General features: G+C 64.9%; 12 protein-coding genes and 1 pseudogene. 3 read left to right on the plus strand and 10 right to left on the minus strand.

The window, feature by feature from the left end:
• Positions 1-289 precede the first annotated feature (289 nt).
• A complete protein-coding gene (locus tag B0G62_RS30630) occupies positions 290-514 on the minus strand; it encodes a hypothetical protein (RefSeq protein WP_244193447.1) in 225 nt (74 codons plus the stop codon).
• 185 nt (positions 515-699) lie between these two features.
• Between B0G62_RS30630 and B0G62_RS30635 the strand changes: the two genes are divergently transcribed.
• A complete protein-coding gene (locus B0G62_RS30635) occupies positions 700-1,116 on the plus strand; it encodes a hypothetical protein (RefSeq protein ID WP_322789249.1) in 417 nt (138 codons plus the stop codon).
• Positions 1,117-1,138: 22 nt separating this feature from the next.
• On the opposite strand, the gene B0G62_RS30640 is transcribed toward B0G62_RS30635, so the two are convergent.
• The 5 genes from B0G62_RS30640 to B0G62_RS30660 all read right to left on the minus strand — a co-directional run bounded on the left by B0G62_RS30640 (position 1,139) and on the right by B0G62_RS30660 (position 7,203).
• A complete protein-coding gene (locus B0G62_RS30640) occupies positions 1,139-2,182 on the minus strand; it encodes an ABC transporter permease (protein WP_103707929.1) in 1,044 nt (347 codons plus the stop codon).
• Between the two features lie 19 nt (positions 2,183-2,201).
• Positions 2,202-3,230 (minus strand): ABC transporter permease, encoded by a 1,029-nt coding sequence (locus B0G62_RS30645; RefSeq protein WP_103707921.1) that lies wholly within the window; start codon positions 3,228-3,230, stop codon positions 2,202-2,204.
• Positions 3,214-4,785, minus strand: coding sequence for a sugar ABC transporter ATP-binding protein (locus tag B0G62_RS30650; RefSeq protein WP_244193448.1), 1,572 nt, complete (start codon positions 4,783-4,785; stop codon positions 3,214-3,216). Before B0G62_RS30650 ends, B0G62_RS30645 begins: the two co-directional genes overlap by 17 nt.
• Before the next feature lie 38 nt (positions 4,786-4,823).
• On the minus strand, positions 4,824-5,864 hold the full coding sequence (locus tag B0G62_RS30655; RefSeq protein ID WP_103707923.1) for an ABC transporter substrate-binding protein: 1,041 nt from the start codon (positions 5,862-5,864) through the stop codon (positions 4,824-4,826).
• A 256-nt stretch (positions 5,865-6,120) separates the two neighbouring features.
• Positions 6,121-7,203 carry a LacI family DNA-binding transcriptional regulator gene (locus B0G62_RS30660; protein ID WP_103707924.1) on the minus strand — a complete coding sequence of 361 codons (1,083 nt, stop codon included), beginning with the start codon at positions 7,201-7,203 and terminating at the stop codon, positions 6,121-6,123.
• Between the two features lie 199 nt (positions 7,204-7,402).
• Here B0G62_RS30660 and B0G62_RS30665 point away from each other — a divergent pair, with 199 nt between their 5' ends.
• On the plus strand, positions 7,403-8,392 hold the full coding sequence (locus B0G62_RS30665; RefSeq protein WP_244193449.1) for an aldose 1-epimerase: 990 nt from the start codon (positions 7,403-7,405) through the stop codon (positions 8,390-8,392).
• A gap of 29 nt (positions 8,393-8,421) precedes the next feature.
• Here the strand turns inward: B0G62_RS30665 and B0G62_RS30670 are convergent, their stop codons facing one another.
• Positions 8,422-8,745, minus strand: a complete 324-nt coding sequence (locus B0G62_RS30670) for a hypothetical protein (RefSeq protein WP_407671269.1) — start codon at positions 8,743-8,745, stop codon at positions 8,422-8,424.
• A gap of 227 nt (positions 8,746-8,972) precedes the next feature.
• Here B0G62_RS30670 and B0G62_RS30675 point away from each other — a divergent pair, with 227 nt between their 5' ends.
• Positions 8,973-10,331 (plus strand): MFS transporter, encoded by a 1,359-nt coding sequence (locus B0G62_RS30675; protein ID WP_103707926.1) that lies wholly within the window; start codon positions 8,973-8,975, stop codon positions 10,329-10,331.
• 127 nt (positions 10,332-10,458) lie between these two features.
• Here the strand turns inward: B0G62_RS30675 and B0G62_RS30680 are convergent, their stop codons facing one another.
• From B0G62_RS30680 to B0G62_RS30690, 3 genes and pseudogenes are all read right to left on the minus strand, one after another.
• Complete coding sequence (locus tag B0G62_RS30680; protein WP_103707927.1) at positions 10,459-11,580, minus strand: CAP domain-containing protein; 1,122 nt, start codon at positions 11,578-11,580, stop codon at positions 10,459-10,461.
• A gap of 391 nt (positions 11,581-11,971) precedes the next feature.
• The gene (locus B0G62_RS30685; RefSeq protein WP_103707928.1) at positions 11,972-12,325 is read right to left on the minus strand and encodes a DOPA 4,5-dioxygenase family protein; all 354 of its coding nucleotides are present in this window, start codon (positions 12,323-12,325) and stop codon (positions 11,972-11,974) included.
• A 205-nt stretch (positions 12,326-12,530) separates the two neighbouring features.
• Positions 12,531-12,758, minus strand: a pseudogene (locus tag B0G62_RS30690) (threonine ammonia-lyase, biosynthetic); the annotation flags it as partial.

Below are 12,758 nucleotides of genomic sequence, written 5' to 3' on the forward strand. Positions count from 1 at the left end.
ATTCCAACCATCCGGCGGCTTCTGCGTCGCTGCGTCTGCAGCAGAGAAACGAGATTATGAAGGCTCTTTTTCGTTTCGTCAACATCTTTTTTCAGACTACTGCTTGAAAGATGCCACCCGAACGACCCGCCGTTTCTCCCGGCAGGCTTCGCTGTCAGTACCGCAGGCAGCGAAGGGGGCGAATCTTAGCGCGCCCTGCATCCGATGCGCAAGCACAAATTCGCCGCCAGCCAAAATAAAAAGGCGCAACCGCCGTCGCGCCTCTACCATCGGCCAACCTTTATCTCGATCAGCTTTTCGCCCCGCCCTTCGGTGGCTTCTTGAACATTGCCTTGCACGGCGGCGACAGCTCCGCGTAGTGCTGCTTCATGCATGTCGTGATTTTCTCTTTGTTCGGAATCTCGCTCGCACAGAAGTGAAAAGCGTCGCCGCGACAGGCGTGATCCTCGTCATCCTGTGACGCGGCATAGACCGGCAACGCCGCCGCAGCTAGCGTAAGCGTCGCCGCCAGCATTGCGCCCACGCGCATCGGGTATCGGATTTTTCCAGGCATAACGCGATCCTCGTGGTGATTGTTCTGGTCGCCACAATGCAAGCGTCGTTCCCGGCACGACGTTTGCAGCTACCGGACACCACCACAAGAGGCGCTGCCACGCACGCAGCGATTCCAACATGCCACTCGATATCACCCGAAGCGCCATGGCCACAGCCATCGCGCTCATACTTCTTGCGCCACCCGCCTCCCACGCCGACGACAGCGCCAGTCCCTGTGCTGCGCTCAAGCGCATCGTCGCGGCCGCACCGCAGCATTTCGCCTCACTGAGCCCCGAGGATGGCCGCGCCGTCGCCCAGCCTTATAGCGACGACGCCCAATGCGCCATCGCACGCGGCACCTATCAATGCACGTGGAGCACACGCAACGCCGACACCGGATCAGGCACGGACGCCCTGGAAGGCGTAGGCGCCGATATCGCCTCGTGCCTGCCAAACGCCACGCACGACGGCAACGCGCCGGGCCGGCAACACTTCTATCTAGGAGAGCGCGGCAGCCGCACCGAGATCACTGCGCAAACCAACGGCGCGACCCGAGTCACACTGACCGTCTCGAAACAGTAGGCGACGACCACTGCCATCGCCGTCACGTCCGCGCCGCACCACGCGGCGACGCGCCCTTGCGGCCGCCGCCCGCTGCGCGCGCGGCGCCGTGTCGCCGACCGGTCAGCACCGTCTGTACGATCACGGCGGCGAGCAGAAACGCGCCGCTCGCGAGATTCTGATAGTAAGGGCTGAGCGTCCCAACCTGATTGATGACGTTGTCGATCACGCCCAGCAGCAGCACGCCGGCCAGCGGCCCCGCCATCGTGCCGACGCCCCCCGTCAGTAGCACCCCGCCGATCACCGCAGCAGCGATCGACTGAAGTTCGTAACCCGTCCCCGCCGCCGCAAGCCCCGAATCCAGATGCGAGGCGAGCAACGCCCCCGACAATCCGGCAAGCGCACCCGACAAGCCATAAGCCAGCACCTTCACGCGCTCCACACGCACGCCGAGCATACGCGCCGCTTCCTCATTGCCGCCAATCGCGAAGATCGCCGCGCCAAAGCGCGTGTGATTGAGCAGCAGCGCACCGAGCGCATAGACCACCGCCAGCACCCAGATCAGGTTGTTGACGCCGAACAGCGCGCCATTGGCAATATGCGCAAAGAACCCAGGATTGGCGATCAACAGATCCTGACTGGCGAGCACGAGCGCGAAACCCTTGAGCCCGAGCAGCGCAGCGAGCGTCACGATGAACGGCGCCATGCGCGCCCGCGCGATCAACAGCCCGTTGACGACGCCGATGACGAACCCCGCCGCGACAGGCGCCAGCATCGCCGCGCCCCATCCATACGGCGCGGCATACGCGGAGAGCACGGTGCCCAGTCCCACCATCGAGCCGACCGAGAGATCGAAGCCGCCGAGGATGATCACCAGGCTCTGCCCCACAGCGACGAGCCCGAGGAAGGCGCTGTTCGACACGATATCGGCGAGATTGGCCGGGCGCAGGAAATCGGGGAACACGAAACCCGCGATCAGCGCGACCACCACGAGCATCCCGATCGCGCCGCGCGACTGCACGAGCGCGATGATCTGCGCCCGGCGGCTCGCGCGCGGCGCGGCGGAAGACGGGGAGGAAGCGTGCATTGCATCGTTCGCCATGTCGTCAGCCTCCCGAGCGTTGCAGATAGAGCGCGACGACGATGAACACCGCCTTCAGGATCTGCGCATACGTAAAGCTGATGTTGTTCATGATGAAGCTCGCGTCGAGCACCTGGAGCAGCAGCACCCCGAACACCGCGCCGACGATCGAAATGCGCCCGCCCGAAAGCGGCGTGCCGCCGATCACCGAGGCCGCGATCGCGTCGAGTTCGAAGTTCACGCCCACGTAGTTCGGATCCGCCGCGCCGAGCCGCGACGAGGCGAACAGCCCCGCCAGCCCGGCCAGCGTGCCGCTCACCGCATAAACAAGGAAAAGCGTGCGGCGCACCGGAATGCCGGCGAGGAACGCAGCGCTGCGGCTCGCGCCCACGAGGATCGTATAGCGCCCGAAGGTCGTGCGGCGCACCACGAAAGCCACCACCGCCGCGAGCGCCAGCGCGATCAGCATGACGATGGGGACCGGCCCGAGCGCACCCGCGCCAAGCAGATCGAAGGCCGGCGCGTCAGGAAGATTCACGCGCGAGCCGCCCAGCAGCGCCTGCGCGAGACCGCGCGCCGCCACCAGCAGCGCCAGCCCCGAAATCAGCGGATCGATGGCGAGCAGCGCGACCAGCGCGCCGTTGCACAAACCGGCCACCGCGCCCACCGCGACGGCGCCCACCAGCGCCGTGCCCACGCCATAAGGCAGGAACACAGCGATCGACGCGCTCGCGAGCGCCATCACCGAGCCGACCGATAGATCGATGCCGCGCGTGGCGATCGCCAGATTCTGGCCGAGCGCGATCAGCACGATCGGCGCGGCTTCGAACAGCAGACTGCGCGCCGCAAAGGGATTCGAGAAACCCGGCGTGATCGCGAGATTGAACAGCACGAGCGCAGCCAGCGCGAAATAGACGCTGTTCTCGCGCAGCACCGTGAGCCAGACCGCACGACCGCGCGATGCGGATGGCGCGGGCGGTACGGGCGGCCTGTTCGGCGCGGGAAAATTCGAGGGACTCAAACGTTCCTCGTTCGATTCAAGCTTCGTGGCCATCAGCGTGTGGTCCTTGCCCCGCCAGCACGGCGAGCACGTCGTCGGGATGAGCGCCGGCTGTGGGCATGCCGCCCTGCGTCGCGCCTTCGTTGAGCATCACGAGCCGGTCGGTCAGCGCGAGCAGTTCCTCCATTTCCGAGGACGTCACCACCACCGCCAGGCCCTCCTGCGCGAGCTGCTGCACCACGCGATGCACCTCTTCCTTCGCGCCGACATCGATGCCGCGCGTCGGATCGTCGAGCAGCAGCACGCCGGGCCGGGTGGACAGGCAGCGCGCGATCAACGCCTTCTGCTGATTACCACCCGAGAGCGTGGTGATCAACGCGCCCGGCCCCGCCGTCTTGATGCCCAGGCGCGCGATCGCCTCGCGCACCACCTGGGCTTCCTTCGCGCGCGAGATGAAACCGAAGCGCGAAATGCGCGGCAACAGACTCGCGACGATGTTTTCGCGCACCGACAAACGCGGAAAAATGCCCTCGGCGCGCCGGTCTTCGGACAGAAAAGCGAGACCGCGGCCAATCGAGCGCGCGGGTGTCGCATGTGTGAGCGGCTGACCGTCGAGCTTTACGTCGCCGGCGTCGGCCTTCTGCGCGCCGAAAATCGTCTTGAAGGTTTCCGTGCGCCCCGAGCCAAGCAGCCCGGCGAGTCCCACGATCTCACGCCGCGCCACGCGCAGCGACACGTCGCGCACGCGGTTGCCCCATTGCAGGCCGTCGACCTGCAGCGCGGGCGTCGTATCGGCGTTGGCGTCGGCGCGGCCCGAGCGGTCGGTCCATGCGTGCTCGCCGGCACTTTCGCGTCCGAGCATCGCGGCGATCAGCGCGGCGCGCGGCAGTTCGTCGGGCGTGCCCGTGCGCACCACAGCGCCATCGCGCATCACCGTGAAGCGGTCGCACAGCCGATAGCACTCGGAAAGCCGATGGCTCACGAACAGCAGCGCGATACCCTCCGCGCGCAGCCGGTCCACCACGTCGAACAACACATCCACTTCCGCGCCGCTGAGCGCCGAGGTCGGTTCGTCGAGAATCAGCACGCGCGCGCCCAACGACACGCCGCGCGCAATCGCCACCATCTGCTGCGCGCCGAGTCCCAGCGTGCCCAGCTTCGCGGCCGGATCGACGGCCAGCCGGTAACGCTGGACGATCCCGGCGGCGTCATCGAGCATGCGCCTGCGATCCGTCAGAATGCCGAATCGTTTTGGCTCGTGACAAAGAAAAATGTTGTCGGCGACGCTGCGTTCGGGAATCAGGTTGATCTCCTGATACACGGCGCACACGCCCGCGCTTTGCGCGGCGCGCGGACTATCGAAGGACACATTCGCGCCGTCGAGCGTCAGCGCGCCGACATCGGGCTGATGAAAGCCCGTGAGCACCTTGATGAGCGTCGATTTGCCCGCCCCGTTTTCGCCGACGAGGCCATGCACCTCGCCCGCGCGCAACGTGAGCGAAACATCGCGCAGCGCGCGCACCACGCCGAAGGTTTTCGACACGCCGCGCGTCTGAAGCACGACGCGCGGTTCGGCGTTGGAAAAGGATGCGTCGCCCGCTGCGCTCATCGTCATCGCCTCGCTGTGACTATTGCCATGGCTGTCGCTCAGTAGACCTTGCCCGCCGCCAGCGACGACTTCGCGTTCGTCTTGTCGAACAGCGCGTCGTCCATGATCTGCTTCTGCGGCACCGGCTTGCCCGCGATCCAGTCTTCGAGCGACTTGAACGCGAGCGGGCCGAAGCGCGGATTCGTCTCGACGTCGGCGGCCACGATGCCCTGGTCGATATCGGTGACGATTTCCTTGGTGCCGTCGATCGACACGATCTTCACGCCCTTGAGCTTGCCCGCCTGGCGCAGCGCGGTGATCGCGCCGACCGTCATGGTGTCGGCGTGCGTGTAGACGGCGTCGACGTCCGGGTGCGCGAGCAGGATCTGCTCCATCACCTTCTGCGCCTCGGTAGTGGACCAGTTGGCCGTCTGCGCGGCGGCGATCTTCATGTTCGGGTAAGCCTTGAGGCCGGCCGCGAAGCCATCGGTGCGCTGGCTTTCGACGGTGTTGCCGTAGCCGCCCTGGATTTCGGCGATCACGGCCTTGCCGCCGGTCGCGTCCGCAAGCGCCTTGGCCGCGCGCTCGCCCTGCTTGTAGAAGTCCGAGCCGAGGAAGGTAATGTAGTCCTGGCAGAACGTGCCAGCCGTCAGACGGTCGATCGTCACGACCGGAATGCCCTTGGCGCGCGCCTGCGCGAAAGCGGGTTGCAGGCCGGTGGAATCGTTCGGCGCGATGATGAGCGCCTCCGCGCCCTGATTGATCATGCTTTCGATGTCGGCGACCTGCTTGGCCTGGTTGGCGTTCGCATTCGTATACAGCAGGCGCTTGACGCCGGCCGCCTTGGCCGCTTCGCGCACCGAAGCCGTCTCGGTCGCGCGGAACGGATTCTGTTCGTTCTCGGATTGCGAGAAGCCCACCACCATGTCGCTCAGCTTTTTGCCGCCGGGCTTGGGATTGGTACAGGTTTCGCTGGAATTCGACTGGACTTTCTGCGCACCGGAATCGGACTGCGCGTAGGCGCTGCCCGATACGGCGGCGGCGAGCGCCGCGCACAGACCGGCGGCAATGAGAGCGGACTGGATTCGTTGACGACGCATGGCTGTCTCCTGTCGGTCGCGCTCGATGCCCAGGGCGTTCCCAGGCGTGTTGCGCGACCCCATGCAAAGCGGTGAATGACGTTGGCGGTACGGGCTGCGCCCTGCCGCGGCTTTGTTGTCTTTCCTGTCTTGTCTTTCTTACCGGGCGCCTTGCATACCGCGCATCAGCGTGCGATGCACAAATCCGCCTCGTTTATTACCCGCACTGCAACAAGCATTGAATCTGCACTGCTTCAACTAATATTACCAGCCATAATTAAGAGATATTAATGAGGGTATTCACGGGGGCGACGGAACTCGGCGCGCAGACCGAAGCGCGCTCGATCAGCGGCCCGTCGAGCTTCACGGCGCGGTGGCGCACCGGCGCGCCGGCGCCGCGGTTCTGTTCTTCCTGCAACAGCGTATCGACGGCCCAGCGGCCCAGTTCGTAGTTCGGCAGCACCACCGTGGTGAGCGGCGGATGGGTGTGGCGGGCGATTTCCTGGTCGTCGTAGCCGATCACCGAAACCTCCTCCGGCACGCGCAGGCCAAGCTGCTTGAGCGCCTCGATCGCGCCGATCGCCATCAGGTCGTTGGCGCAGAAGATCGCCGTGGGCGGATTCGGTTCGCGCATCAGCGACAGCGTCAGCTCGAAGCCCTTGTCCGGGCTCCAGTCGCCGTCACGCACGAGGCGCGGGTCGTACAGCAGATCGGACGTCGCCAGCGCCTGGCGATAGCCTTTGAGGCGATCCTTCGCCGCGTCCTGCCAGGTCTCGCCGTTGATGAAGCCGATGCGCCGGTGCCCCGCCTCGATCAGATATTCCGTGGCCGTGTGGCCGCCCGCGACTTCGGCCGGCACGACCGACGACAGCGCGTGATCCGACGCGTAGCAGTTGAGCAGCACCGCAGGCACCTTGAGGAGCGCGGGCGGCACCGCGACCTTGCGCGTGTAGACGGTCGCGTAGATCACGCCGAGCACGTTGGGCATGGCAAGCGTCTGCAGCACGCGCTGCTCCATCTGCGCGTTACCGTGCGTGGAAAACACCGCGAGCACGCAGCCCGCGTTCCAGGCGGCGTCGCGCGCGCCGTCGATGCTCACGACGGGATGCGGGCTGGTGGAGACTTCATCGGCGATATAGACGATCAGGTTGCGATCGCCTGCCGGCGCAGGCGGCTGGGCCGCACGCACGGGCAACTGGTAGCCAAGCGATTGCGCGACCTCGTGCACTTTGTCGCGAGTGGCCTCGGAGAGCTTGGCGCCGACCGCTCCGTTGAGCACGAGCGAAACCGTCGATTGCGAGACGCCCGCGGCCTTCGCGATGTCGGTCATGGTCGGGCGGCGCTGGGTCGATTTTTTCATCGGATGACTATGAGCTTGCGCGGCCCGGCGGCAGAGGAACGGCCAGGTCCCGGGCGGGCGCTGGTGGACCGAAGCGTAGCACTAATATTTTTGCCGAACAATTGGCGTAAGTCGGCATATGGCGGCGACTCCAGCACGCGCTTTCCGGTCTATATTAGTCGTTATTAGTAATAATTTGAGCTATCCGGAGATTGCGCCTTTGACCGCCGCCCCGACGCCCCGCTCCTCATCCGCCCCGCCCTTCGACGCCGCTGAACTCGACGATGGCCAGCTCGTCACGCTGACGCACGGCCGCTCGCACGCACTGATCGCGCCGCATGTGGGCGGCTCGATCGCAGCCTGGTACGACCAGGAGCGTCAGGCAGGCACTGCCCAGCACTGGCTGCGCCCCGCGACGCGCACCGCGATCGAGGCACGCGACCCGCTCGGCATGGCGAGCTTCCCGCTGATGCCGTACTGCAACCGTATTCGCGACGGTCGCTTTCGCTTCGAAGGCGAGATGATCGACCTGCCGAGCGGCACGGGCGCACTGCGCCACGCGCTGCACGGCCACGCCTGGCGGCGGCCGTGGCGCGTCGAGTCTCAACAGGCGAATGCGCTCACGCTGTACTTCGTGCACGAAGCGCCGGCGCGCGGCGGCGAAGGCTGGCCGTTCAGCTATGAGGCGCGCCAGCACATCACGCTCGATGAAACGGGGCTGTCCGTGCGGCTGTGGGCGCGCAATCTGGGCTCGCGCACCATGCCGTTCGGCTTCGGCCATCATCCCTACTATCCGAAGCCGCCCGGTACGCGCCTGAGCGCCCGCGTGCGAGCGATGTGGGAAATCGACGCCGAGGTCCTGCCGGTCACGCTCAGCGCGCATCCGGCCGTCGACGCGCTGGAAAGCGGGCTGATCGTCGACGATTTCGATCTCGACAACAACTTCTCGGGCTGGCGCCGCGAGGCGTTGATCGAATGGCCGCACGAGGGTCGCCGACTCACGCTACGCGCGGGCGCGCCGCTCGACTACTTCGTGCTCTACAGCGCCCAGGGCCTGCCGTGGTTTTGCGCCGAACCGGTCAGCAACACGACGGACTGGCTCAATCTTCAGTTGGGTGGCCTGGCGGGTCGGCTCGACGTGGGCGGCACCGCGCTCGCGCCTGGCGAAAGCGTCGAAGCCCAACTGGGCTGGGTGCCGGGACGGATCTGAGCGCGATCTGAATCAGGCACAGGCGGCCCTCACATGCCCTGCGGCGGGTGCAGACCCGCCTGCGGCGCGCCGTAGCCGCCCGCTTCGGCGTTGTTCGGCAAGCCATTGGTCAACTGGCCGCGCGGATCGGTCGGCCCGACCGGCAACTCGCCCGCCTGCCGATTGCCGTGCGTCGGATATTCGCTGCCGAGCGGCGCGTTGGGCATCAGCGCGAGACTGTTTTGCGGCGCGCGCAGATCGTCGTTCTGCGAAAGCTGGGCGAACGCGCCGCGCGCGGGCAAAGCCGCCACAAGCGCAACCGTCAAGGCGAGCGCACCCACGCGCGCCGCGGAAAAAACCGTCCGGTTCTTCACGTCGATCTCCTTTCTGTGCAAAGGCTCAGGTTCGCCACGCCGTCGCGCGGCCTGCCTGGCTAAAGATACGCGCCTCGCGCCCGCGCGGATGCACTCAAGAATCTCCCCGATATCGCGCCGCGCCGCAGACAGGTAGGATGGCGTCCAGAGTTCGTATAGCGAATTTGTGTGCGCTGTTTGTTCGTAACAAGCGCCGCACCGCGTAGAAAATCCTGGAGACACCTTTCATGAGCCGCAGTGCCGTCAACGTCCAGACGTTCATCAACGAGCATCCGTTTTCGCCGTTTCAGTGGTTCATCTTTCTGATGTGCTTCGCCATCGTGCTGCTCGACGGCTTCGATACGGCGGCCATCGGCTTCATCGCGCCCTCGCTGCTCGGCGAGTGGGGACTCGCCAAGCCCGCGCTCGCACCGGTGCTCAGCGCCGCGCTGTTCGGCCTCGCCTTCGGCGCGCTCGCTTCAGGTCCGCTTTCCGACCGGCTCGGCCGCCGCGCCATGCTGCTCGGCTCAGTGGTGGTGTTCGGCGTGGCCTGTTTCGCTTCGGCGTTCGCCGACAGCATCGACCATCTGGTCTGGCTGCGCTTCGCAACCGGTGTGGGTCTGGGCGCGGCCATGCCGAACGCCGTCACGATGATGAGCGAATACTGTCCCGACAGCCGCCGCGCCACCATCATCAATCTGATGTTCTGCGGCTTCCCGCTGGGCGCCGCGTTCGGCGGGTTCCTGGCGGCGTGGATGATTCCGCACTTCGGCTGGCGCAGCGTGCTTCTGCTCGGCGGCGTCACGCCGCTCGTCCTGGCGATTCCGCTCGCGCTGCTCATGCCGGAATCGGCGCGCTATATGGTGGCGAACGCCAAACCCGCAGAGCGCATCCGCGCCGCGCTCGCGCGCATTTCCGCCGACGCGCGGGCCGCGCAATCGTTCACCATGGCCGAAACCGCGCCGCACGCCGACGGCAAGGGCATTGGCGTGGTGCTGTCGGGCCGCTATCTGGTCGGCTCGCTGATGCTGTGGATTGCGTATTTCATGGGCCTCGTGATCTTCTACGCGTCGATCAACTGGATGCCGCTGCTGCTCAAGGATGCCGGCTTGCCGGCCGCGCGCGCGACGCTGATCGCGGCGCTGTTCCCGCTCGGCGGTATCGGCGCAGTGCTGTGCGGCGTGCTGATGGACCGCTTCAACGCCAACCGCATCATCGCCGCGTGCTATGCGCTGACCGCGCTGTCCGTCTGGCTCATCGGCCAGGCCGTGGGCAATATGGGCGCGCTGGTGCTGGTGGTATTCGCGGCAGGCGTGCTGATGAACACGGCCCAATCGTCGATGCCGGCGCTCGCCGCCGCGTTTTATCCGACCCAGGGCCGCGGCACGGGCGTCGCGTGGATGCTGGGAATCGGGCGCTTCGGCGGTATCGCCGGGTCGTTTCTGGTCGCCGAACTGGCGCGCCGTCACTTTTCGTTTGCGGGCATCTTCGCGACGATCGCCGTCGCGGGTCTCGTGGCCTGCGCCGCGTTGCTCGTAAAACAGGCCGTGCAACCGCACGCCATGCAAGCGTCGCCGGACGCGCCGAAGGAATCGTTCGGGCATTGATCGTCGCGGCTCGCGACGATCGGCCGCACTGAATCGACTCAGGTTCGCGCAAATACAAAAGGGGCCGCAGTTTCCACTGCGGCCCCTTGCATTTCAGCCTGCGCATTCGTGCGGGCTTGTGTGCCGATCAGAACTTCGGCAGCGGGCGATTCGACAGACCTTGCACGGCGTTGTGCGATACGCCCGACGCCGCCGTCGTGAACGTCCACAGTACGTTGATCGGGTGCGTCTGGTTCGAGGCATCGGTCAGCGTGCCCGTCACCTGCACCGTGTAGGTCGTGCTGGCCGCGAGCGGCGAGTAAGGCACGCACAGCGCGGCGTTCGACAGTTCGCTCGGCATGGTCTGCGGCGTAGATGCGAGACACGGGATGTTGGTGCCGTTGGTCGCCGTGATCGTGAATTGCAGCGAGCTAAGCGTCGAACCGAACGCGCTCTGGATCGTCACCGGATAACCGACCGTGGTCATCTCGTACTGCGTCGCGCTCGCGAACGGGTTCGGATCTTCGTTGGCAAACCAGCTGGTCGGCACGCCCTGCTCGCCCGGATACGGATAGGCGACGAGCGACGTCGCCGACAGCGTGTCGGCGCTGGTGGAACCGAAATCGATGTTGAACGCCTCCCAGTTCGCATTGGCCATGTAGCCGACGCCCATCGACGTGAAGTCGTCGAGCATGACGATGCGGTGGAACGGCGCGTCGAAGAGCGTCTCGACCGGCGACACGCTGTCGCTGAACGCCGCAGGCTGGCCCGCCACGACCACTTCGCCCATCATCGTGAAGCTGCCTTCGGCTCCGATACGCGTCTGTGGATCGACGCCCGTGAAGCCGGGGTTGCCCGCCGTTTCGGTGTGACCGTAGGCCTGGTTGTCGACCAGATACGTCGCGTGATCGCCCGAGGCGGTCGCGAGACCCGCATTGCCGGGCAACGTCGCGAGGCCGACATTCTTGCGCATCGCGTTGATGTAGGCCGTGCCGTCGGCACTGGCGTTGCCGCTCGCGCCAGGCAGCGCAGTGATCTGCGAAGCCGGCACGATCAGGATCGCGCTGTTGGTGGCCGCATTGGACTGGGTCGTGGTGGTAGTGGTGGTGGCCTGCGCCGTGTTGCTGCCGCCGTTCGAGGAGTTATTGGCCGCCGAACTGCCCGAACCGCCCGAACTATCGGACGAACCACCGCCACCACCGCCGCAAGCTGCGAGCAAGGCGGTCGCGAACAACGCAACCGCTTCGATTCTGAATCTGGAAAACCGCATATCGTGCCTTCTAAAGGTTCTTATGAAGCAGCGTCGGCCAATATGCCGCCGCTAGATACAGGCGCGCCCCCCGTTGCTGCTTCGGATCTACTCGACCCCAAAATCCCCAAATCGCTTCCCATTCGTCTACAGAAAACGATTGCAAGAATTTGATTGCGCGTCCTGACTAACGGCAATTCAAAACCGAACTTGAGTTAAAACAGCTGAGGAAAAAACAGGCACGTTTTACCGGTTCTACCGGCAAAACGCGCGATTATGCAGGAATGCAAAGAGGGCTGGAACGGACTTTTACACTTCGTTTCAGCGACGATCCGAATAGAGAAAGCAAGTCGGATGCGGAGGGTTTTGTCTGACTTTTATTTGGCTATGCTTGCTACTTTTCCGGCTGTATTCAGCCACCGAGCGCGGCAAGATTGAGCGCATACGAATGGCCAATCCATACCGCTGCATCGCGATGATCGCGCAGAGCGTCACCCGTATTGGGGTGCACGAAAACATCGAGCTTGCCGTGATTGACGACAAGCCACGCAAACACGGCTGCAAACCGCTCATTTGTCACAGCAAGCTGATAAGACCATATCGGATGCGGACCGACCGGACGCTCATGGAAGCGGCCGATTTCCACAGCGTCGCCAAGTTCAGCGGCGATGGTTTCGCGCAAGGCCCATGCGGCGTCGCGCGTGTCAGCGTCGAAATAAATGTGAGCGTGCCAGCTGGCAATGCTGGTGGGATCGGCAAGTGTCATGGTGTCTGTTCTTGAAACGCGAGAAATGGCATAGGTTCTCTATTTTGCCGCTAAATGGGTATTCGCTTGTGGTATCGCGGTACGATCAATTCGTTAATTCCCATCCTGATTGAATAGGCATCCTTTTTAGTTTTTCTCTTTGTTTGGGTGGCTGAGAAATGCCCATCGCAACGGCGGGCATCTCTCATGGATCACGCGCTTTCGCTCACTTCAAGAACAGACGATAAGCCGGATTCTGCGTCTCTTCCCAATGCGGATAACCAAGCGTCGCGAGGAAACGGAGGAACTCGGCGTCTTCCGCGGCGGGCACCTGGATGCCCACCAGAATCGAGCTATAGTCCGCGCCCTGGTTGCGGTAGTGGAACAGGCTGATATTCCAGTTCGGCGCCATCGACGAAAGAAAGCGCATCAGCGCGCCCGGCCGCTCCGGAAA

Source organism: Paraburkholderia eburnea, from assembly GCF_002917095.1.
GTDB lineage: Bacteria > Pseudomonadota > Gammaproteobacteria > Burkholderiales > Burkholderiaceae > Paraburkholderia > Paraburkholderia eburnea.

Bases quoted from the DNA above. Each gene is read 5' to 3' on its own strand.
- B0G62_RS30630 (WP_244193447.1), bottom strand. From the start codon at position 514: ATGCTGGCGGCGACGCTTACGCTAGCTGCGGCGGCGTTGCCGGTCTAT.
- B0G62_RS30635 (WP_322789249.1), top strand. From the start codon at position 700: ATGGCCACAGCCATCGCGCTCATACTTCTTGCGCCACCCGCCTCCCAC.
- B0G62_RS30640 (WP_103707929.1), bottom strand. From the start codon at position 2,182: ATGCACGCTTCCTCCCCGTCTTCCGCCGCGCCGCGCGCGAGCCGCCGG.
- B0G62_RS30645 (WP_103707921.1), bottom strand. From the start codon at position 3,230: ATGGCCACGAAGCTTGAATCGAACGAGGAACGTTTGAGTCCCTCGAAT.
- B0G62_RS30650 (WP_244193448.1), bottom strand. From the start codon at position 4,785: ATGAGCGCAGCGGGCGACGCATCCTTTTCCAACGCCGAACCGCGCGTC.
- B0G62_RS30655 (WP_103707923.1), bottom strand. From the start codon at position 5,864: ATGCGTCGTCAACGAATCCAGTCCGCTCTCATTGCCGCCGGTCTGTGC.
- B0G62_RS30660 (WP_103707924.1), bottom strand. From the start codon at position 7,203: ATGAAAAAATCGACCCAGCGCCGCCCGACCATGACCGACATCGCGAAG.
- B0G62_RS30675 (WP_103707926.1), top strand. From the start codon at position 8,973: ATGAGCCGCAGTGCCGTCAACGTCCAGACGTTCATCAACGAGCATCCG.
- B0G62_RS30680 (WP_103707927.1), bottom strand. From the start codon at position 11,580: ATGCGGTTTTCCAGATTCAGAATCGAAGCGGTTGCGTTGTTCGCGACC.
- B0G62_RS30685 (WP_103707928.1), bottom strand. From the start codon at position 12,325: ATGACACTTGCCGATCCCACCAGCATTGCCAGCTGGCACGCTCACATT.